We start from the raw sequence: 19576 nt of genomic DNA, 5'->3' as shown, positions 1-19576 counted from the left end.
GCCAGCTTACCCAGCGCGCCGGCCAAACCCAAGCCCGGGCTTATGCCAGCTCATCAGGGCCGACCATGCTCGTTGACCCTCGGGGTGGCCCTCCTACACTTATCGGCCACCACACGCAAAGGAATAGCCCTGATGAAAGCCTTGTTGTGCAAAGCCCTGGGCCCGGCGCGGGATCTGGTCCTGGAAGAGGTCGCCAGCCCCGTGCCGAAGAAGAACGAGATCCTCCTCGACGTGCACGCCGCAGGGGTCAACTTCCCCGACACCCTGATCATCGAGGGCAAGTACCAGTTCAAGCCACCGTTGCCGTTCTCGCCGGGGGCGGAAGCTGCCGGCGTGGTGGCTGCGGTTGGCGAAAAAGCCGGCGCGTTCAAGGTCGGCGACCGGGTCATGGCCCTGACCGGCTGGGGCGCTTTCGCCGAGCAAGTGGCGGTGCCGTTCTACAACGTGCTGCCGATCCCGGCGGGCATGGACTTCACCACCGCCGCCGCGTTCGGCATGACCTACGGCACTTCGATGCACGCACTCACCCAGCGCGGCCAGCTCAAGGCCGGTGAAACCCTGCTGGTGCTCGGTGCCTCGGGTGGCGTCGGCCTGGCGGCGGTGGAAATCGGCAAGGCCCTCGGGGCACGGGTGATCGCGGCGGCCAGCAGTGCCGAGAAGCTGGCGATCGCCAAGGCGGCCGGGGCCGACGAGCTGGTCGACTACAGCCAGGCCAGCCTCAAGGACGAGATCAAGCGCCTGACCGGCGGCCAGGGCGTGGATGTGATCTACGATCCGGTCGGTGGCGAGTTGTTCGACCAGGCTGTGCGGGGGCTGGCGTGGAACGGCCGGTTGCTGGTGGTGGGGTTCGCCAGCGGGACGATCCCGCAGTTGCCGGTAAACCTGGCGCTGCTCAAGGGCGCGGCGGTGGTCGGGGTGTTCTGGGGCGCCTTTGCCCAGCGCCAGCCGGAGGACAACGCCGCCAACTTCCGCCAGCTGTTCGCCTGGCATGCCGAGGGCAAGCTGAAACCGCTGGTGTCGCAGACCTACGCGCTGGCCGAGGGCGGCGCCGCGATCGAACGTCTGGCGCAACGCCAGGCAGCGGGCAAGCTGGTGGTAACGGTTCAGCGCTGACCTTTCTGCCCTGTCACTGGCTCACAGTGACAGGGCAGACCCCGCAGTTCTTCTATTCATATTCCTAAACGGTAGTTCATAAACTTTTTCTAAACGAATAGGGTATATCGACCGGACCACCGGACCAGCAAACGTCTGTCGCCATCAGCTGAGGCGACGCTTTCAACTTTGTGAGGTTAGGAATGGTCAGGATCACAATCACCCCAGTGCATAACGCCAGGGCATTGAGTGCAGCCAAGGAGCGGTACTGATGTCCAGCCAACCAACTACCCGATTCCACAGCGATCACGACAGCTCGCCGCTGCTGCTGCCGGCCAAGGTGCTGCGCAACGACGAAGAGGCCCTGCAGGCCGCCCGCGAACTGGCCGAGGTGGCCCGCCAGCAGGCCGCCAAACGTGACCAGCAGCGCAAGCTGCCATGGGCCGAGATTGAGCAGTTCACCCGCAGCGGCCTGGGCAGCATCAGCGTGCCCAAGGCCTTCGGCGGTCCCGAGGTGTCGTTCGAAACCATCGCCGAAGTGTTCCGCCTGATCAGTGCCGCCGACCCGGCGCTGGGGCAGATTCCGCAGAACCAGTTCGGCATCCTGCAACTGGTGCGCCTTACCGCCACCCAGGCGCAGCAGGAAGCGATCTTCCGCGCCGTGCTCGACGGCTGGCGCATCGGCAATGCCGGCCCCGAGCGCGGGACCAAGGACACCCTGACGCTCAAGGCGCGCATTACCCGCGAAGGCGACGGCTATCGCATCAGTGGCGAAAAGTTCTATTCCACCGGTGCCCTGTACGCCCACTGGGTAGCGGTAAAAGCCCTGGACGATGACGGCCGGCAACGCCTGGCCTTCGTTCGTCGCGGCAGCCCGGGGCTGCGCATCGTCGACGACTGGTCCGGCTTCGGCCAGCGCACCACCGCCAGCGGCACCGTGCTGCTCGACCAGGTGCCGGTGGACGCCGACCTGGTGGTGGACAACTGGCGCCTGCGTGAAGAGCCCAGCATCCAGGGCGCCGCCTCGCAGCTGATCCAGGCGGCCATCGACGCCGGCATCGCCGAAGCGGCCATCGAGGACACGATCCAGTTCGTGCGGGAGAAGTCCCGGCCCTGGATCGAGGCCAAGGTCGAACGCAACAGCGACGATCCCTATGTGATCGCCGACATCGGCCGCCTGAAGCTCGAACTGCACGCCGCCGAAGCCCTGCTGCGCAAGGCCGCCAGGGTCCTCGACGAAGTGAACGCCGGTGTGATCGATGCCGCCGCCGCGGCCCGTGCCTCGATTGCCGTGGCCGAAGCCAAGGTGCTCACCACCGAGATCTCGCTGCAGGCCAGCGAGAAGCTGTTCGAGCTGGCCGGCAGCCGCGCCAGCCTGGCCGAGTTCAATCTCGACCGGCACTGGCGCAACGCCCGGGTCCACACCCTGCACGATCCGGTGCGTTGGAAGTACCACGCCGTCGGCGCCTACCACCTCAACGGCACCCTGCCTGCCCGCCATTCCTGGATCTGATTCACGGCCCAGGGGCTGCGGTGCAGCCCTTTCGCCGGCAGGCCGGCTCCCACAAGGATTTCTGTGAAGTCTCACTGTGGGAGCCGGCTTGCCGGCGAAAGGGCCGCACAGCGGCCCCAAGTGCCCGGAGAGCACAATGACTGCATCCATCATCACCACCGACGCCCAGGCCCTGGCCGTCGCCGACGAACTCGCCCACTACCTGCGCGAAGACAGCGCCCTGCGCGACCGCGAGCGCCGTCTGCCGCATGCCGAACTCGAACGTTTCGTGCAGTCCGGCCTGTGGGGCATCAGCGTGCCCAAGGCCTTTGGCGGTGCCGGCGTGTCCAGCGCCACCCTGGCCAAGGTCATCGCCCGCATCGCCCAGGCCGACGCCTCGCTCGGGCAGATCCCGCAGAACCACTTCTACGCCCTGGAAGTGCTGCGGGTGAACGGCAATCCCGAGCAACAGCAACGCCTCTACGCCGAAGTCCTCGCCGGCCGCCGCTTCGGCAACGCCCTGGCCGAGCTCGGCACGAAGAACGCCCACGAGCGCACCACCCGCCTGAGCCGCGACGGCGACCATTACCGCATCGATGGCCGCAAGTTCTACTGCACCGGCGCGATCTACGCCCAGCGCATCCCGACCCTGGTGATCGACGAGCAGGGCGTATCGCACCTGGCCTTCGTGCCCGCCGACAGCCAGGGCATCGAGGTGATCGATGACTGGAGCGGCTTTGGCCAGCGCACCACCGGCAGCGGCTCGGTGGTGTTCAACCATGTGCCGGTCCGCGCCGAAGACGTGGTGCCGTTCCAGAGCGCCTTCGAGCGCCCGACCACGGTCGGCCCGCTGGCGCAGATCCTCCATGCCGCGATCGACACCGGTATCGCCCGCGCCGCCTACGAGGACGCCCTGCACTTCGTGCGTACCCGCAGCCGACCCTGGATCGACTCCGGCCTCGACAAGGCCAGCGACGACCCGCTCACCTTGAAGAGCTTCGGTCATCTGGCAATCCGCCTGCATGCCACCGAGGCCCTGCTCGAACGCGCGGGTGAAATCCTCGACATCGCCCAGGCCGACAGCAACGCCGAGACCCTGGCCGCCGCCTCGATTGCCGTCGCCGAGGCCCGGGCAATCAGCACCGAGATCTCCCTGGCCGCCGGCACCACCCTGTTCGAGCTGGCCGGCAGCCAGGCCACCCTGGCCGAGCACAACCTCGACCGCCACTGGCGCAACGCCCGGGTGCACACGCTGCACGACCCGGTGCGCTGGAAGTACCACGCCATCGGCAACTACTACCTCAACGACGAGAAGCCGCCGCGCCGAGGGACCATCTGATGGCCAAGCAGATCCTGCTCAATGCCTTCAACATGAACTGCATCGGGCACATCAACCACGGTTTGTGGACCCACCCGCGGGACACTTCGACCCAGTACAAGACCCTCGACTACTGGACCGACCTCGCCCGCCTGCTGGAGCGGGGGCTGTTCGATGGGCTGTTCATCGCCGATATCGTCGGCACCTACGATGTCTATGGCCAGTCGCTGGACGTGACGCTGAAGGAGTCGATCCAGCTGCCGGTCAACGACCCGCTGCTGCTGGTCTCGGCCATGGCCGCCGTTACCAGGCATCTGGGCTTTGGCCTCACCGCCAACCTGACCTATGAAGCGCCTTACCTGTTCGCCCGGCGCCTCTCCACCCTCGACCACCTGAGCAACGGCCGGGTCGGCTGGAACATCGTCACCGGCTACCTCGACAGTGCCGCCCGGGCCATGGGGCTGGAACAGCAACCCGAGCACGACCGCCGCTACGACCAGGCCGACGAGTACCTGCAGGTACTGTACAAGCTGCTCGAAGGCAGCTGGGCCGACGATGCCGTGGTCGCCGACCGCGAGCAGCGCGTGTATGCGCGGCCGGACAGGGTGCGCAAGGTCGAGCACCATGGCGAGTTCTACAAGGTTGAGGGCTATCACCTGTGCGAGCCTTCGCCGCAGCGCACACCGGTACTGTTCCAGGCCGGCAGTTCGGCGCGCGGTTTGGCCTTTGCCGGCAACCATGCCGAATGCGTGTTCATCAGCGGCCAGGAAAAGGCCGCCACCCGCGCCCAGGTCGACAAGGTGCGCGCAGCGGCGCAAGCCGCTGGTCGCGACCCGCAGGCGGTCAAGGTATTCATGGGCATCACCGTGATCGTTGCCGCAACTGAAGACCAAGCCCGCGCCCTGCATACCGAGTACCTGCATTACGCCAGCGCCGAGGCAGGTGTTGCGCATTTCGCCAGCTCCACCGGTATCGATTTCTCACGCTACGAACTGGACGAACCCATCGGTTTCGCCAAGGGCAATGCGATCCAGTCCGCCACCCGCCAATTGCAGGACAGCGCCTGGACTCGCCGCCGCCTGCTGGAGCAGCACGCCTTGGGCGGCCGCTACGTGACCCTGGTCGGCGACCCCGGGCAGGTAGCCGAGCAACTGATCGGCTGGCTCGACGACACCGGCCTGGACGGCTTCAACCTGACCCGCACCGTCACCCCGGAAAGCTTCGAGGCTTTCATCGACCTGGTAGTACCCGAACTGCAACGCCGTGGCCGCTACAAGACCGGCTACGCCGAAGGCACCCTGCGCGAGAAGCTGTTCGCCAGCGACCATCCGCACTTGCCCTCCGACCATCCCGGATCCTCCTACCGCAACACCCCCACCCCTGCCCCGACTGGAGCCCTGCACCATGCTTGAAAAATTGTTCCGGCCCGTCGCGGCCATCGCCCTGGGCCTCGGCCTGTCCGCCGCTGCCTTCGCCGCGGAGCCACTGAAGATCGGCACCACCGCCGCCTTCGCCATCCCGTTGGAAGCCGCGGTGGCAGAAGCCCAAAAACAAGGCCTGGAAGTGAAGCTGATCGAATTCAGCGACTGGATCGCGCCGAATGTCAGCCTCAACAGCGGCGACATCGACGTGAACTACTTCCAGCACATCCCCTTCCTGGAAAACGCCAAGGCCGCCGCCGGCTTCAACCTGGTCCCCTATGCACCGGGGATCATCAACAACGTCGGGCTGTACTCGAAAAAGTACAAAAGCTTTGCCGAGCTGCCCGAAGGCGCCAGCGTGGCCATCGCCAACGACCCGATCAACAGCGGCCGTGGCCTGCAGCTGCTGGCCAAGGCCGGCCTGATCACCCTCAAGCAGGGCGTGGGCTACAAGGCCACCGAGGACGACATCATCGCCAACCCGAAGAAGATCAAAATTCTCCAGGTAGAAGCGGTGCAGCTGGTGCGCGCCTATGACGACGCCGACCTGGTGCAGGGCTACCCGGCGTACATCCGCCTGGCCAACACCTTTGACGCCACCTCGGCGCTGCTGTTCGACGGCCTGGAGAACAAGGAGTACGTGATCCAGTTCGTTATCCGCCCACAGGAGAAAAACGACCCGCGCCTGGCCAAGTTCGTCGATATCTACCAACACTCGCCGGTCGTGCGCGCCGCCCTCGACAAGGCCCACGGCAAGCTCTACCAGGCCGGCTGGGAAGGCTGACATGGCCCAGGCCAGCGCCCTGAGGGCGCCCATCCCGCCCGTCGAACCGTTCAAGGCCGAGGAAACGGCCCTGCGCCCTGAAGTGAACCAGGCACACATCCGCTTCATCGGCCTGGGCAAGACCTATCCGGGCCAGGTCCAGCCGGCGTTGCAAGGCATCGACCTGAACATCCGCCGCGGCGAGATCTTCGGCATCATCGGCCGCAGCGGTGCCGGCAAGTCTTCGCTGCTGCGCACCATCAACCGCCTGGAACAGCCCAGCCAGGGCCGGGTGCTGATCGACCAGGTGGATATCGCGCCGTTCGACGAGGACCGCCTGGTCACCTTGCGCCGGCGCATCGGCATGATTTTCCAGCACTTCAACCTGATGTCGGCCAAGACCGTGTGGCAGAACGTCGAGCTGCCGCTGAAGGTGGCCGGCGTGGCCAAGGCCGAACGCCAGCGCAAGGTCCGCGAGCTGCTGGAACTCGTCGGCCTGGCGGAAAAGCACCATGTCTACCCCGCGCAACTGTCGGGCGGGCAGAAGCAGCGCGTCGGCATCGCCCGGGCGCTGGTGCATGACCCCGAGATCCTGCTGTGCGACGAAGCCACCTCCGCGCTGGACCCGGAAACCACTGCCTCGATCCTCGAGCTGCTGCGCGACATCAACCAACGCCTGGGCCTGACCGTGGTGCTGATCACCCACGAGATGGCGGTGATCCGCGATATCTGCCAGCGCGTAGTGGTGCTCGAGCGGGGCGAGATCGTCGAACAGGGCGAGGTCTGGCAAGTGTTCGGCACACCGCGCCACGACGTCACCCGTACCCTGCTCGCACCGCTGCAGACCAAATTGCCGGCCGCCTTGCAAGCCAGTCTGCGTGCCCAGCCGATCAGCCGCGACGCGGCTGTGGTGCTCAAGCTCGACCTGGTGGGCGAGCCGGAGCTGAGCGCCCTGTTCAGCGATCTGGGCGGACGCGTGCGGCTGCTCCAGGGCGGCGTCGAGACCATCGGCGAGCATGCCTTGGGGCAACTGATCCTGGCCGTGCGCGGCTCGCCGCTGGACACCCACCAGTTGCTCGAACGCGCCCGCCGCTGGGCCGTGGATGTGGAGGTACTCGGCCATGTGGATTGATCGCCTGCTGCAAGGCTTGCTCGACACCCTGCTGATGGTCGGCGTGTCCTCGCTGGTCGCGCTGGTCGTCGGGGTACCGATGGCAGTGCTGCTGGTCACCAGCGACAAGGGCGGGATCTTCGAGGCCGCCGCGCTGAACCGGGTGCTGGGCGCCATCGTCAACCTGTTCCGCTCGATCCCGTTCCTGATCCTGATGGTCGCGCTGATCCCCTTCACCCGCCTGGTGGTCGGCACCACCTATGGCGTGTGGGCCGCCGTGGTGCCGCTGACCATCGCCGCCACGCCGTTCTTCGCGCGCATCGCCGAGGTCAGCCTGCGCGAGGTGGACCACGGCCTGATCGAAGCGGCACAGGCCATGGGCTGCCGGCGCTGGCACATCGTCTGGCACGTGCTGCTGCCCGAGGCGTTGCCGGGGATCGTTGGCGGTTTCACCATCACCCTGGTGACGCTGATCAACTCCTCGGCCATGGCCGGGGCGATCGGTGCCGGAGGCCTGGGGGATATCGCCTATCGCTACGGCTACCAGCGCTTCGACAGCCAGATCATGCTGACCGTGATCGTGATGTTGGTGGCGCTGGTGGCGGTGATCCAGCTGGGTGGAGACCGTTTGGCCAAAGGTTTGAACAAGCGTTGAACCTATCGCAGGGCAAGCCCGCTCCCACGACCAGTGGACGTGAGCTTGCCCCGCGATACGATCTCAGCCCCAGTGCAGCTCCGCCGCCGGCACCGGCCGCCCGAACCAGTACCCCTGCCCCAGCTGGCACTGTTGCTCCAGCAGGAAGCGCGCCTGCTCGGCCTGCTCGACGCCCTCGGCATGCACCTGCATGCCCATGCTCCGCGCCAGGGCGATGATCACCCGCACGATGGCGATGTCATCTTCGTCATGGGGCAAACCCGCGACGAAACCCTGATCGATCTTCAGCTTCTGCACGGGCATGCGCTTGAGTCGCAGCAATGACGAATAGCCTGTGCCGAAATCGTCGATGGCCAAGGTCACGCCCAGCTCGCGCAGGCGATGCAGCTGTTCCAGGGCGACCTCGGGGTCTTCCATCACCGCGCTCTCTGTCACTTCGAGCTCGAGCAGCGACGGATCCAGCCCGGTATCGTGCAGCGCATCGGCCACCTGGCGGTACAGGTCACGCTGGCTGAACAGGCGACTGGAGATGTTCACCGCCACGAACGCCAGCTGCCGCCCTTCGGCCTGCCACTGCATCATCTGCGTACACGCCTGGCGCAACACCCAGGCGTCGATTTCGGCAATCAGCCCGGTACGCTCGGCGATGGGGATGAACTCCCCTGGAGGAACCAGGCCACGCACAGGGTGCTGCCAGCGCACCAGCGCCTCGACGCCGATCATCCGCGCGGTGAACAGGTCGTGCACCGGCTGGAAGAACACCCGCAGTTCCTGCTGTTCGAGCGCCCGGCGCAATTCACCGGCGGTCTCGACTCGCTGCTGGGCATGGGCGGTAAGCTCCTCGGTGTAAAGCGCATAGCAGGCGCGGCCATTGCTCTTGGCCTTGAACAGCGCCGAATCGGCGTTGCGCAGCAGCTGCTCGGCGCTCAGTGCATCGTTGGGGAACAGGCTGATGCCGATGCTGGCACTGATGAACAGGCGGTTACCCTCGAAGCAGAACGGTTCTTTCAAGCGTTCGATGATCGATTGCGCCAACTTGCCGGCCTGGCCGACCTGCTGGCAGCTCTCGGCCAGCACGCCGAACTCGTCGCCCCCCAGGCGCGCCAGGGTCACGCCGTTGCCCAGCACCTCGCGCAGGCGTTCGCCAACCAGCTTGAGCAGTTGGTCGCCAATGGTGTGGCCGAGGCCATCGTTGATGCTCTGGAAGTGGTCAAGGTCGAGCAGCAGCAAGGCGCAGCCACGCTTGTTGGCCTGCGCCGCGGCCATCGCCTGCATGGCGCGATCATTGAACAGCAGGCGATTGGGCAGGCCGGTGAGCGGGTCGTGATGGACAAGGTAGGCCAGCTCTTGCTCGGTGTGCTTGATCACGCTGATGTCGCTGAACACCGCGACGTAATGGCTGAGGTCACCACTGTCGTCACGAATGGCACAGATCGTCTGCCATTGCGGGTAGATCTCCCCGCTTTTACGGCGGTTCCAGATTTCTCCGCTCCATTCGCCCTGCTCCGCCAGCGCGGCATAGATCTGCTGGTAGAACGGCGCGCCATGCCGCCCGGACTTGAACTTGCTCGGACGCTGACCGATGACTTCTTCCTGCTGGTAGCCAGTAATACGCATGAACGCCCGGTTGACGTGCACGATCAGGCCGTTGCGATCGGTCACCAGCACCCCTTCCAGGGTGCTGTCGAACACCGCCGCGGCCATGCGCAGGCGTTCGCGGTCCTCGCTGCGCAGGCGGGCGCCGATGCCGATGAAATCGAGCAGGCGCGCGCGGGAAACGAAGATCAGCGCGGCACTGAGCAAGACCCAGAGCACGACGTTGATCTGTCGCCCCACGGCCAGGGCCAGCGGGTCCTCGGTCATGCCGTGCAGGACCAGCTCGGACAGCGCCAGCCAGAGAATCGAAAGCAACACGTAAAGCCCGGCCATGCGCAAGGCGTCGCGAACGGAAACAGACATGTCGGGTGGATGAGCCCATGAAAAAAGAAGGGGCATTATAGGGGCTGAAACACCCTGTGACTTCCTATCCAAAAGCGCGACTGGTTTTATTTCCCCGCCAAAGGATAATGCCAGCGTTGTTCCGCCTGTTTTCCGAGGGTATTTCCCGTTATGTGGTATTACGGTCTGCTCGACTTGTCGGCCTGGCAACTGGTCGCCGTCACCCTGCTGATGACCCATGTGACCATCGTCAGCGTCACTATCTACCTGCACCGCTACTCGGCCCACCGCGCCTTGGAGCTGAACGCGGGCCTCAAGCATTTCTTCCGTTTCTGGCTGTGGCTCACCACGGCGCAGAACACCCGCGAGTGGACCGCCATCCACCGCAAGCACCATGCCAAGTGCGAAACCCCCGACGACCCGCACAGCCCGGTGCACAAGGGCCTGGGCACTGTGCTGCGCAAGGGCGCCGAGCTGTACCGGGAAGAAGCGCGCAACGAGGAGACGCTGCGCATCTACGGAAAGAACTGCCCGGACGACTGGATCGAGCGCAACCTCTACACCCGCTACAAGCTCGGCGGCATCGCGCTGATGGCAGTCATCGACCTGCTGCTGTTCGGCACCATCGGCATCACCATCTGGGCGATCCAGATGATGTGGATCCCGTTCTGGGCCGCCGGCGTGGTCAATGGCCTGGGCCACGCCGTGGGCTATCGCAACTTCGAATGTCGCGACGCCGCCACCAACCTGGTGCCGTGGGGCATCATCATTGGCGGCGAGGAGCTGCACAATAACCACCACACCTATCCCAACTCGGCGAAGCTCTCGGTACGCCGCTGGGAATTCGACATGGGCTGGATGTGGATCCGCCTGCTGAGCATGCTGCGCCTGGCCAAGGTGCAACGCGTGGCGCCCATTGCCCACCGGGTGGAGGGCAAGGCATCGCTGGACATGGACACCGCCATGGCCATCCTCAACAACCGCTTCCAGATCATGGCCCAGTACCGCAAGCTGGTGATCGGCCCGCTGGTCAAGCAGGAGCTGGACAAGGTCGATACTTCGGTACGCCACCGCTTCCGCCGTGCCAAGCGCCTGCTCTCGCGGGAAACCAGCCTGCTGCAGGATCGCCACCACGTGCGCATCGAGTCGCTGCTGGCCCACAGCCAGGCACTCAAGACCATCTACGAAAAGCGCCTGGCGCTGCAGCAGATCTGGGCGCGCACCAGCGCCAACGGCCACGACATGCTCGCCGCCATGAAGGACTGGGTACACGAGGCCGAGGCCAGTGGCATCCAGTCGCTGCGTGACTTTGCCGCCCAGCTCAAGACCTACTCGCTGCGCCCCAACGGCGCCTGAGCCACCGTTGATCGGCATGCCCCGCAGCGGGGCGTGCCGACCGGAACTTACCCCCCTGCAATCGACTCAAATCCGGCATATCGCCCGCGTGGCGGGCCGGACCGTGGCCGCACGCCCATCGTCGAGAACCGTTCCGTGCTCATGGCCAAAGATCTCCCACCCACTTCTACCGGCACCCCGCGCCCCGAAGCTGCTCAAACCCTGCTTGCCCTGTTGCACGCTCAAGGCGAAGTGGCCCGCCTGAGCGAACGCGAACAGCTGTACAGCTCGCTGCTCGACAGCGTCAACGCCGTGCTCTGGGCCTTTGACTGGGAAACCCGCCAGGTGCTCTACGTCAGCCCCGCCTACGAACGCATCTTCGGCCGTCCGGCCAGCCTGGTGCTGGCCGACTACAACGAATGGCGCGACGCCATCTACCCGGACGACCTGGAGTACGCCGAGCGCAGCCTGGCCCAGGTGCTGGTCAAGGGTACCGTCGAGGACCGCGAGTACCGCATCCTCAACGCCGCCGGCGAGGTGCGCTGGCTCAGCGACAAGTGCTATATCAACCAGCAGCGCGAGGGTGACCAGCGGGTGATCATCGTCGGTATCGCCGAGGACATCACCGAGAAAAAGCAGCTCGAAGGTGAGTTGCAGCGTCTGGCCACCACCGATGTGCTCACGCAGAGCAGCAACCGCAGGCATTTCTTCGAGTGCGCTCAGCAGGCCTTCGACAGCGCCCGCGAGGACGGCACGCCGATGGCCTTCCTGCTGCTGGACATCGACGATTTCAAGCACATCAACGACAGCTATGGTCACCAGGAAGGTGACCAGGTACTGCAGCGCATCGCCGACAGCGGCAAGGCCGTGCTACGTCGGGGCGATCAGTTCGGGCGCATAGGGGGAGAGGAGTTCGCCGCCGTGTTCCCCGGTTGCACCGCACAGGTGGCCGAACAAATTGCCGAGCGGTTGCAGCGGGAAATCCAGCGGTTGAGCTTCAGCCATGGAGAGCAGACCTACGGAGTTACCGTAAGCCAGGGGCTGACCGGGCTGCAAGATGAGGATGAAACGCTCGACAACCTGTTCGCCCGGGCGGATGCGGCCATGTACCGTGCCAAGCGCCAGGGCAAGAACCAGATCGTGAAAGGCTGAAGCGGGTCACTTCGCGGCTGAGGCACTCCATTCATAATCGATCGGCCCGCTACGTGGCCCAGCCAGTATCCCCTCTGGCTCTTTCTCCAGACCTTCCTTGAATCCAACTTCGAGAAAATGTCGTTGCTGATCGGTGATTTCACCCGCCAGAGCAATAGCCTGGGCCGTGTAGCGCTTGATCAGTGCAGCCCTCTTGGAATCTTTCGAATAGCTCACAGGCACCTCCGAGATGTGGAAAGTACGTTGCGGGCTCATTGCCGCAACGGATATCACGAGACTTCCGCCTGGATCGCGAGCGAAGCCAAGCGACTGGTACAGGGGCTCGGCCCCCGGGTCCGGCTGTTGAACCTCAATTCGCGAGTACTTGAGCATCCTTGCGTACTCTGCAACCGCCAACAACGACAGTGACGCCACCAGCCCCCTCAATGGGTTCTCCGGGCCCGGCTTGCCCTCCAGCAGGATGATCTTGATGCAGCGCCTGCTCCGCCGGGGGCTGGCATAGCAGAGCCCACAGAGCTCTCGCGCAGACCACAACGACAGGTCGAAGCCTTTGAGGTCGAAGTCCGTCCATCGCGGCACCTCCTCCCAAGGAAAGTGGTGGGTCTGCTCGCCCCAGCCCTGAAAAGCCTCGAAAGCCCTGTGACCAATAGGTTCGAAACATACCTTGTCGACATCAAGTCCAGGTCTGGGCGCACGTTGGCTCTTGCAGAATGCTTCCTGGGCCAGCTTTCGCGCTTGCGATCGAAAGACCTGATAGCGCAGACCACGGTGTCTGTACGTGCTCATCTTCAGCCGCAACCTTCCTGCCATTCCGTTGTTGGAGTGGAGGGAAAGCTACGCCTGAAGGACTTCTCTGGATACGAACAACCGTCCGCAATATCTGTAGGAATGCTCCCAAGCCTGATGCAATCCCGGCGGCGCGCTGATCAAGCCTGGCGCTCCTCATCTTCGGCCGGGCCTGCATCAGTAGCCGGCGCAATAACCGGGGCAACCTCCGGCTCGCTCGCAGCAGCTTCCGCCACCAGACGCTCGGCCTCCTCCCGTGCCAGCGCCTCCGGATCCACCTTGCGCAGCCGCGACAACTCCGGCAATCCCAGCTTGAGCAACCGCGCCGTCTTGCTGCTGGCGATCTTCTCCAGCCCCTCGCTGGGCCTGAGTCGCGACAGTTGCCCGGCCAGGTTCATCGCCAGGATCTCCCGGGAGTAGACGCCGCCACCCAGTTGATACACCGCGGCGATCAGCTCGCGCAGATCGAGCGGCAAGCGCCAGCGGGTGCGCAGGGCCGAACCGAACGGTGCGCCGAACTCGTTGAGCGACAGCTCCACCTGGTCCTCGTCCAGCTCGCCGCCGGCCAGTCGCCACTCCTGCAAGGTGCGCAGTACCGCCAGGTCGCCCAGGCAATGCAACAGACCCGCGCAGTAGCAGCGCCCTTCGTCCACTTCGAGCATGCGCGCCAGGGTGCGTGCGTAGTCGGCGGCATGCAGCGAAAGGTTCCAGTAGTGCGCGGCATGCCGCGCCAACAAGGGGTCACTCAACCTCGCGCTGCGCTTGAGCGTTAGCCCGAGGATCAGGTTCATGCTCTGGGTGCTGCCAAGCTTGTTCAGCGCCTGCAGCAAGGTCTGCACCGGCGCTTCGCGGTGCAGGGCGGCGCTGTTGGCGGCAGCGATCAGCACGCCGGTGATCTGCGGGTCGTTGCGTACCTCTTCCTCGAGCACCTTGAGGTTGAGGCCATGGGGGTTGAGGGCACGCTTGATCGCCACCTGCACATCGGCGAACAGCGGGCCGCCATCGGCGCTGGCGCGGCGTTGCTCAAGGTACGCCGGCAGTTGCACGCCGGGCTGCAGCGGCGGCACCGGGCAGGCAATCTGCTCGCCCACCTCCAGCAGCAGGTTTTCCAGGCGCTTGCGCAGGTTGTCCAGGTCGAGCGGCTTGCTGAGGTACGCAGTGGGCTGCAGTGGCACGGCCTCGCGCACGCTGGCGCTGTCAGTGCGATCGCTCATGAGGATAAATGGCAATCCAGGCCTGTCGCCCTTGGCGCGCACCTTGCGCAGCAGGTCGAGGCCATCGAGGCCGGCGAGTTCGCGGGCGGCAATGATCAGGTCTGGCTTGCTCGCCAGCGCGCTCAGCGCCTGCGAGCCATCGGCGCAAACCTGCAAGCGCGCATCGCAGCGCACGCTGAGCAGCATTTCGCTAAGCATGTCGCGTACCCAGGGGTCACCCTCGGCAATCAGCACGCAAGGGGGTAGGGGGTCGGCAGCGCTCATGAGCGAGTCTCCAGAAAATGACGCGCGATCCATCGCAGCTTCCACGGATTCCTCGTACAACCTTAGCGCCTGATGCCTACGAACGGCACAAAAAAACCCGCCGAGGCGGGTTTTTTTCTGAAACGTGTCACATATTTCAGGCCAGTTCGGCGAAGCACTCTTCGATGATGGCCAGGCCCTTGTCCAGCAGGGCGTCTTCGGCGGTCAGCGGTACCAGGATACGCAGGACGTTGCCGTAGGTGCCGCAGGACAGCAGGATCAGGCCTTTGTCACGCGCCTTGGCGACCACCTGGGCAACGGCGGCGGCGTTCGGGGTGTGGGTGCCTTTCTCGAAGACTTCCACGGCAATCATCGAGCCCAGGCCACGGACATCGCCAATGATCGAATGCTTCTTCTGGATTTCACGCAGGCCGGCGGTCAGGCGCTCGCCAACGGCCTTGCTGCGATCCAGCAGTTTCTCTTCCTCGAACACTTCGATCACCGCCAGGGCTGCGGCGCAAGCGATCGGCGAACCGGCGTAGGTGCCGCCCAGGCCGCCCGGGGCGATGGCGTCCATGTACTCGGCCTTGCCGCACACACCGGCCAGCGGGAAGCCGCCGGCGATGGACTTGGCGAAGGTGGTCAGGTCAGGCGCGACGCCCATCTGCTCCATGGCGAAGAAGGTGCCGGTACGGCCAGCGCCGGTCTGCACTTCGTCAGCGATCAGCAGGATGCCGTGCTGGTCGCACAGGGAGCGCAGGCGCTGCATCAGTTCTTTCGGCGCAGGCAGGAAGCCGCCTTCGCCTTGTACCGGCTCGAGGATGATCGCGGCGATGTCACGCGGCTCGGCGTCGTTCTTGAAGATGCGCTCGACCGAAGCGATGGCGTCGTCGACGCTGACACCGTGCAGTTCGCTCGGGAACAGGGCGCGGAAGATGCCGCCTGGCATCAGGCCCATGCCGGCGGAGTACGGCACGACCTTGCCGGTCAGGCCCAGGGTCATCATGGTACGGCCGTGGTAGCCGCCGGTGAAGGCGATCACGCCGGCACGGCCGGTGGCGGCACGGGCGATCTTCACGGCGTTTTCAACGGCTTCGGAGCCGGTGGTGACCAGCAGGGTCTTCTTGTCGAAGTTGCCTGGTACCAGCTTGTTGATCTTCTCGCACAGCTCGACGTAAGGCTCGTAGGCCAGCACCTGGAAGCAGGTGTGGCTGACCTTGGTCAGCTGCTCTTGCACGGCCGCGACCACTTTCGGGTGCAGGTGGCCGGTGTTCAGTACGGCGATGCCGCCGGCGAAGTCGATCAGTTCGCGGCCTTCAACGTCGATCACCGTCGAGTTCTTCGCGGTATCGACGAAGATCGGGTGGATCTGGCCAACGCCACGTGGGACGGCGGCGACACGACGTTGCATCAGGGATTCGTTGGTCTTGCTCATAGTGCCCTCAATTGCGCCGGTTCTGCGGCGCTTTTATTCGGGGGTGGCTGGACGCAGGCGTGCACAGTATTCGTTGATCGACTGTCACGCATGCCCTGGCCACCGGGTACCGCTATGTCAAAAAGGCCAGCGAGACGTCGCTCTCGCGCCCCGCTGGCAGAGGTAAAACCGCTTACCTGGTGATCAGACGCTGATGCACAGGTATTTGATCTCGAGGTAGTCCTCGATACCGTATTTGGAACCTTCGCGGCCCAGGCCCGAGGCCTTGATGCCACCGAACGGCGCGACTTCGTTGGAGATCAGGCCGGTGTTGATGCCGACCATGCCGTATTCCAGGGCCTCGGCGACGCGGAACACGCGGCTCATGTCACGGGCGTAGAAGTACGAGGCCAGGCCGAACTCGGTGTCGTTGGACATGGCGATGACTTCGGCCTCGTCCTTGAAGCGGAACAGCGGCGCCAGCGGGCCGAAGGTCTCTTCCTTGGCGACGGCGGCGGTTTTCGGCACATCGACCAGGATGGTCGGCTCGAAGAAGTTGCCTTCGATGAGCTTGCCACCGGACAGCACCTTGGCGCCCTTGGCGACGGCGTCCTCGATGTGCTCCTGAACCTTGGCGACAGCCTTGCCGTCGATCAGCGGGCCAGTGGTGGTGCCTTCTTCCAGGCCGTTGCCGATCTTCAGCTTGGCCACGGCGGCTTTGAGCTTCTCGGCGAAGGCGTCGTAGACGCCGTCCTGCACGTAGATACGGTTGGCGCAGACGCAGGTCTGGCCGTTGTTGCGGTACTTGGAGATGATCGCGCCCTCGACCGCCTTGTCCAGGTCGGCGTCGTCGAACACGATGAACGGCGCGTTGCCGCCCAGCTCCAGGGAAACTTTCTTGATGTCCTTGGCGCACTCTTCCATCAGCTGGCGACCGATTTCGGTCGAGCCGGTGAACGACAGCTTGCGCACCAGGGAGTTGCCGGTCAGCTCGGAGCCGACTTCGCCGGCGCTGCCGGTGATGACGCTCAGCACGCCAGCCGGGATGCCGGCACGGGTGGCCAGCTCGACCAGGGCCAGGGCGGAGTACGGGGTCTGCGAAGCGGGCTTGAGCACCATGGTGCAACCGGCGGCCAGGGCCGGGCCGGCTTTACGGGTGATCATCGCGGCCGGGAAGTTCCACGGGGTGATGGCGGCGGTGACACCGATCGGCTGCTTGATGACGATCAGGCGCTTGTCCGGCTGGTGGCCAGGGATGACGTCGCCGTAGACGCGCTTGGCTTCTTCGGCGAACCACTCGATGAACGAGGCGGCATAGGCGATCTCGCCCTTGGCTTCGGCCAGCGGCTTGCCCTGCTCGGTGGTCATCAGGCGGGCCAGGTCGTCCTGGTGCTCGATCATCAGCTCGAACCAGCGGCGCAGCTTGCCGGCACGCTCCTTGGCAGTCAGTGCGCGCCAGGCCGGCAGTGCCTTGTCGGCGGCCTCGATGGCGCGGCGGGTCTCGGCGGCGCCCATCTTCGGCACGCTGCCGATGACTTCACCGGTGGCCGGGTTGGTCACCTTGATGGTCTGACCGCTGTCCGCATCCAGCCATTCACCGTTGATGAAGGCCTGCTGGCGGAACAACTGAGCGTCTTTGAGCTGCATGTCGGCTTCCCTTTACTGCGAATTTTGATTGTTGAAAAGGCGCCCTCAATGCGGGGGCGGCCGTCAGGAATTCGTGCACCAGGGTGTTCGACGCCTGGGTGCCGAGCGTTTGAAATCTCAAACGGAATGCTAAGCGGGCGCTGGGGGGTTGGACAATAGGCTGTTCGAAAAAAAGAACGAGTGGTTGAACACCCCCCTGGCAAACGGCCCAATCGCGGGGCAAGCCCGCTCCCACAAGGAGCGCAGGGTTCCTGTGGGAGCGGGCTTGCCCCGCGATTGGGCCGTAAGAGGTTAGACCATCGGTCAGAAGGAAGGGTCAGAACGCCTTGTCGAGGTCGATCACCAGCGCCCGGTAGCCCACGCTGCCCGGCTGGCGACTGTGCACTTTCAGCTCCACCGCCACCTCCTGGGTGCCGCGACGCACTTCATTGAGCACGCTGGTCGTCAGCTTCTGGGGCGTGAGGAAGTTCACCGAAGCCGAATAGATGAACTGGGTATCGGTATCGGCCCGATACGCCACCACCGAGGTGATCGGGCTGTACCACTCGTCACCACGCTCCTTGCCGTACTGCCAGACCTGCTCGACCGTGCCCTTGGCCTCGTCGATCTTGTACTCCACCGCCCGGCTGTAGTTGCCCGCCAGCTTGGTCGGGCCGAAGTCCCGGCCCCAGCCGTTGTCGAACACGGTCAGCGTGCCGCGTCCGGTCAGCCAGGCGGTGTGCTGGGTCCAGGACCACTCGAAGCCCTCGCCCACGGGCTTGAGCACCTTGTCCTGCAGGCGCGCCGGCCAGCCCTGGGGCGCGGCAAGAATCCACTTCACCTGCTTGTCGCGACCGATCTTTACCACGCCCTGGTGCCGTGCTGAAACGATGATGCTGTCGTCATCGGCGTCGTAGTCGATGGCGTTGACGTGAGCCCAGTTGCGTCCGGTACCTACCCCCGGCGTATCGCCGAACGGCAGGTCGCCCTCGGCCAGCTCGTTGGCCAGGCGCTCGTCCTGTTTCTGCACGCCGTCCGGCAGCTGGATCGCGGCCTTGCCCAGGGTTTCCAGCAGCTCGCCGCGGTACGGGTCGAGGATCTGGTTCAGGTCCCAGAAGTCCAGTACGTCACCGGCCTCGTTGAGCTCGATGATATGGTCGCGGATCGAGCGCACGCGCTTGCCGTCCGGGCGGCGGTAGTCGCTGGTGCCGACCCGCAGCAGGTAGGTGCCGTTGGGCGTCTCGCGGATCTCGTGGGAGAAGTCGGCGAACTTGTCCGGCAGGTTGCGCTGCCAGATACGCCGGCCAAGCAGGTCGTACTTGGAGTAGGTCTGGCCCTGGCCCCAGATCAGCTTGCCGTCGCGGGTCTGGTGGAAGCCCATGGTCCCGCCCAGGCCGTCGCGGTGGTTGGAGTCGTGGATCTGCTCGATATCGAGGTACCAGCGCACATCGCCGTTGCTGTCGGCGATCCAGTTGTTGCCCACCGAGTCCCACTCGGCGGCGCCGCCCAGGCCGTTCCACTTGAAGGCACGCCCGCCGGGGATCTCGGCCAGCAGGTGATTGAACAGGTACAGCCGCTGCTCGAAGCCAGGCGCGACCTTGACCGGTTCGACCTCGGGCAGCGCCGCCGTCTGCTTCGCCACCACCGGCAGGCGCACCGCCGGAGCGTAGATCTCGTAATGCTCGCGGATGCGTTCGCCATCGAGCTTGTAGCTCACCTCGATCTGGTTGACGTGGTCGGGGTACAGGCCGAACACCGGAATGCCGCCGTAGGTCCACAGCGAGCGGTCGGACACGTCGTAGACAATATCGATACCGCGCTCGCCGCGTCCCAGCACCCGCACATGGGCGGCGCTCAGGGTGCGCCCGCCATCACGGATGATCGCGGTCAACGGCGCCAGACGGTATGGGTTGACCACCACGTCGCCGAGCAGGGCTTCGTCGCGGTCGGGTACCTTGGCGGTGAGGCAGGCGCCTTCGGGCAGGTCGTGGGGTTGGGTCTTGGCGTTCATGGCAA

At 65.1% G+C, this 19576-nt stretch carries 15 protein-coding genes; 9 read left to right on the top strand and 6 right to left on the bottom strand.

Features of this window, described 5'->3' with window-relative positions:
- Nucleotides 1-132 precede the first annotated feature (132 nt).
- From CCOS191_RS00995 to CCOS191_RS00965, 7 genes are all read left to right on the top strand, one after another.
- Entirely contained in the window at nucleotides 133-1113 is a 981-nt protein-coding gene (locus CCOS191_RS00995; RefSeq protein ID WP_046853717.1) for an NADPH:quinone oxidoreductase family protein, read from the top strand.
- A 250-nt stretch (nucleotides 1114-1363) separates the two neighbouring features.
- Entirely contained in the window at nucleotides 1364-2605 is a 1242-nt protein-coding gene (locus CCOS191_RS00990) for an SfnB family sulfur acquisition oxidoreductase (RefSeq protein ID WP_046853716.1), read from the top strand.
- 136 nt (nucleotides 2606-2741) lie between these two features.
- A complete protein-coding gene (locus CCOS191_RS00985; RefSeq protein ID WP_046853715.1) occupies nucleotides 2742-3923 on the top strand; it encodes an SfnB family sulfur acquisition oxidoreductase in 1182 nt (393 codons plus the stop codon).
- Nucleotides 3923-5314 (top strand): LLM class flavin-dependent oxidoreductase, encoded by a 1392-nt coding sequence (locus CCOS191_RS00980; RefSeq protein ID WP_046853714.1) that lies wholly within the window; start codon nucleotides 3923-3925, stop codon nucleotides 5312-5314. Before CCOS191_RS00985 ends, CCOS191_RS00980 begins: the two co-directional genes overlap by 1 nt.
- Nucleotides 5307-6107 carry a MetQ/NlpA family ABC transporter substrate-binding protein gene (locus CCOS191_RS00975; RefSeq protein ID WP_046853713.1) on the top strand — a complete coding sequence of 267 codons (801 nt, stop codon included), beginning with the start codon at nucleotides 5307-5309 and terminating at the stop codon, nucleotides 6105-6107. The genes CCOS191_RS00980 and CCOS191_RS00975 overlap by 8 nt, the downstream gene beginning before the upstream one ends.
- Before the next feature lies 1 nt (nucleotide 6108).
- Nucleotides 6109-7218, top strand: a complete 1110-nt coding sequence (locus CCOS191_RS00970) for a methionine ABC transporter ATP-binding protein (protein WP_046853712.1) — start codon at nucleotides 6109-6111, stop codon at nucleotides 7216-7218.
- Nucleotides 7208-7852 carry a methionine ABC transporter permease gene (locus tag CCOS191_RS00965; protein WP_023632119.1) on the top strand — a complete coding sequence of 215 codons (645 nt, stop codon included), beginning with the start codon at nucleotides 7208-7210 and terminating at the stop codon, nucleotides 7850-7852. Before CCOS191_RS00970 ends, CCOS191_RS00965 begins: the two co-directional genes overlap by 11 nt.
- 63 nt (nucleotides 7853-7915) lie before the next feature.
- Here CCOS191_RS00965 and dibA read toward each other — a convergent pair whose 3' ends face one another.
- Nucleotides 7916-9811: a phosphodiesterase DibA gene (gene dibA / locus CCOS191_RS00960; protein ID WP_046853711.1), complete on the bottom strand. Its 1896-nt coding sequence runs from the start codon at nucleotides 9809-9811 to the stop codon at nucleotides 7916-7918.
- A 150-nt stretch (nucleotides 9812-9961) separates the two neighbouring features.
- On the opposite strand from dibA, the gene desA reads away from it, so the two are divergent.
- Both desA and CCOS191_RS00950 read left to right on the top strand, forming a co-directional pair.
- Complete coding sequence (gene desA / locus CCOS191_RS00955; RefSeq protein WP_046853710.1) at nucleotides 9962-11146, top strand: delta-9 fatty acid desaturase DesA; 1185 nt, start codon at nucleotides 9962-9964, stop codon at nucleotides 11144-11146.
- 141 nt (nucleotides 11147-11287) lie between these two features.
- Nucleotides 11288-12277 carry a GGDEF domain-containing protein gene (locus CCOS191_RS00950; protein WP_046857663.1) on the top strand — a complete coding sequence of 330 codons (990 nt, stop codon included), beginning with the start codon at nucleotides 11288-11290 and terminating at the stop codon, nucleotides 12275-12277.
- A gap of 6 nt (nucleotides 12278-12283) precedes the next feature.
- Here CCOS191_RS00950 and CCOS191_RS28305 read toward each other — a convergent pair whose 3' ends face one another.
- From CCOS191_RS28305 to CCOS191_RS00925, 5 genes are all read right to left on the bottom strand, one after another.
- Nucleotides 12284-13063, bottom strand: a complete 780-nt coding sequence (locus CCOS191_RS28305; protein WP_231867465.1) for a hypothetical protein — start codon at nucleotides 13061-13063, stop codon at nucleotides 12284-12286.
- A 140-nt stretch (nucleotides 13064-13203) separates the two neighbouring features.
- Nucleotides 13204-14541: a response regulator gene (locus CCOS191_RS00940; RefSeq protein WP_046853709.1), complete on the bottom strand. Its 1338-nt coding sequence runs from the start codon at nucleotides 14539-14541 to the stop codon at nucleotides 13204-13206.
- 136 nt (nucleotides 14542-14677) lie between these two features.
- Nucleotides 14678-15955 carry a 4-aminobutyrate--2-oxoglutarate transaminase gene (gabT, locus tag CCOS191_RS00935; protein WP_046853708.1) on the bottom strand — a complete coding sequence of 426 codons (1278 nt, stop codon included), beginning with the start codon at nucleotides 15953-15955 and terminating at the stop codon, nucleotides 14678-14680.
- 183 nt (nucleotides 15956-16138) lie between these two features.
- Nucleotides 16139-17581, bottom strand: coding sequence for an NADP-dependent succinate-semialdehyde dehydrogenase (gabD, locus tag CCOS191_RS00930; RefSeq protein WP_046853707.1), 1443 nt, complete (start codon nucleotides 17579-17581; stop codon nucleotides 16139-16141).
- Nucleotides 17582-17897: 316 nt separating this feature from the next.
- On the bottom strand, nucleotides 17898-19571 hold the full coding sequence (locus CCOS191_RS00925) for an aryl-sulfate sulfotransferase (RefSeq protein ID WP_046853706.1): 1674 nt from the start codon (nucleotides 19569-19571) through the stop codon (nucleotides 17898-17900).
- Nucleotides 19572-19576 lie beyond the last annotated feature (5 nt).

The organism is Pseudomonas sp. CCOS 191 (genome assembly GCF_001007005.1).
Taxonomy (GTDB): Bacteria; Pseudomonadota; Gammaproteobacteria; order Pseudomonadales; family Pseudomonadaceae; genus Aquipseudomonas; species Aquipseudomonas soli.
Note: the sequence above shows the minus strand (reverse complement) of the source record. Positions and strands in the feature narration are given on the sequence as shown.

What these genes read in the sequence shown, in the direction of transcription:
- CCOS191_RS00995 (WP_046853717.1), top strand. Translation starts at nt 133, where the DNA reads ATGAAAGCCTTGTTGTGCAAAGCCCTGGGCCCGGCGCGGGATCTGGTC.
- CCOS191_RS00990 (WP_046853716.1), top strand. Translation starts at nt 1,364, where the DNA reads ATGTCCAGCCAACCAACTACCCGATTCCACAGCGATCACGACAGCTCG.
- CCOS191_RS00985 (WP_046853715.1), top strand. Translation starts at nt 2,742, where the DNA reads ATGACTGCATCCATCATCACCACCGACGCCCAGGCCCTGGCCGTCGCC.
- CCOS191_RS00980 (WP_046853714.1), top strand. Translation starts at nt 3,923, where the DNA reads ATGGCCAAGCAGATCCTGCTCAATGCCTTCAACATGAACTGCATCGGG.
- CCOS191_RS00975 (WP_046853713.1), top strand. Translation starts at nt 5,307, where the DNA reads ATGCTTGAAAAATTGTTCCGGCCCGTCGCGGCCATCGCCCTGGGCCTC.
- CCOS191_RS00970 (WP_046853712.1), top strand. Translation starts at nt 6,109, where the DNA reads ATGGCCCAGGCCAGCGCCCTGAGGGCGCCCATCCCGCCCGTCGAACCG.
- CCOS191_RS00965 (WP_023632119.1), top strand. Translation starts at nt 7,208, where the DNA reads ATGTGGATTGATCGCCTGCTGCAAGGCTTGCTCGACACCCTGCTGATG.
- dibA (WP_046853711.1), bottom strand. Translation starts at nt 9,811, where the DNA reads ATGTCTGTTTCCGTTCGCGACGCCTTGCGCATGGCCGGGCTTTACGTG.
- desA (WP_046853710.1), top strand. Translation starts at nt 9,962, where the DNA reads ATGTGGTATTACGGTCTGCTCGACTTGTCGGCCTGGCAACTGGTCGCC.
- CCOS191_RS00950 (WP_046857663.1), top strand. Translation starts at nt 11,288, where the DNA reads ATGGCCAAAGATCTCCCACCCACTTCTACCGGCACCCCGCGCCCCGAA.
- CCOS191_RS28305 (WP_231867465.1), bottom strand. Translation starts at nt 13,063, where the DNA reads ATGAGCACGTACAGACACCGTGGTCTGCGCTATCAGGTCTTTCGATCG.
- CCOS191_RS00940 (WP_046853709.1), bottom strand. Translation starts at nt 14,541, where the DNA reads ATGAGCGCTGCCGACCCCCTACCCCCTTGCGTGCTGATTGCCGAGGGT.
- gabT (WP_046853708.1), bottom strand. Translation starts at nt 15,955, where the DNA reads ATGAGCAAGACCAACGAATCCCTGATGCAACGTCGTGTCGCCGCCGTC.
- gabD (WP_046853707.1), bottom strand. Translation starts at nt 17,581, where the DNA reads ATGCAGCTCAAAGACGCTCAGTTGTTCCGCCAGCAGGCCTTCATCAAC.
- CCOS191_RS00925 (WP_046853706.1), bottom strand. Translation starts at nt 19,571, where the DNA reads ATGAACGCCAAGACCCAACCCCACGACCTGCCCGAAGGCGCCTGCCTC.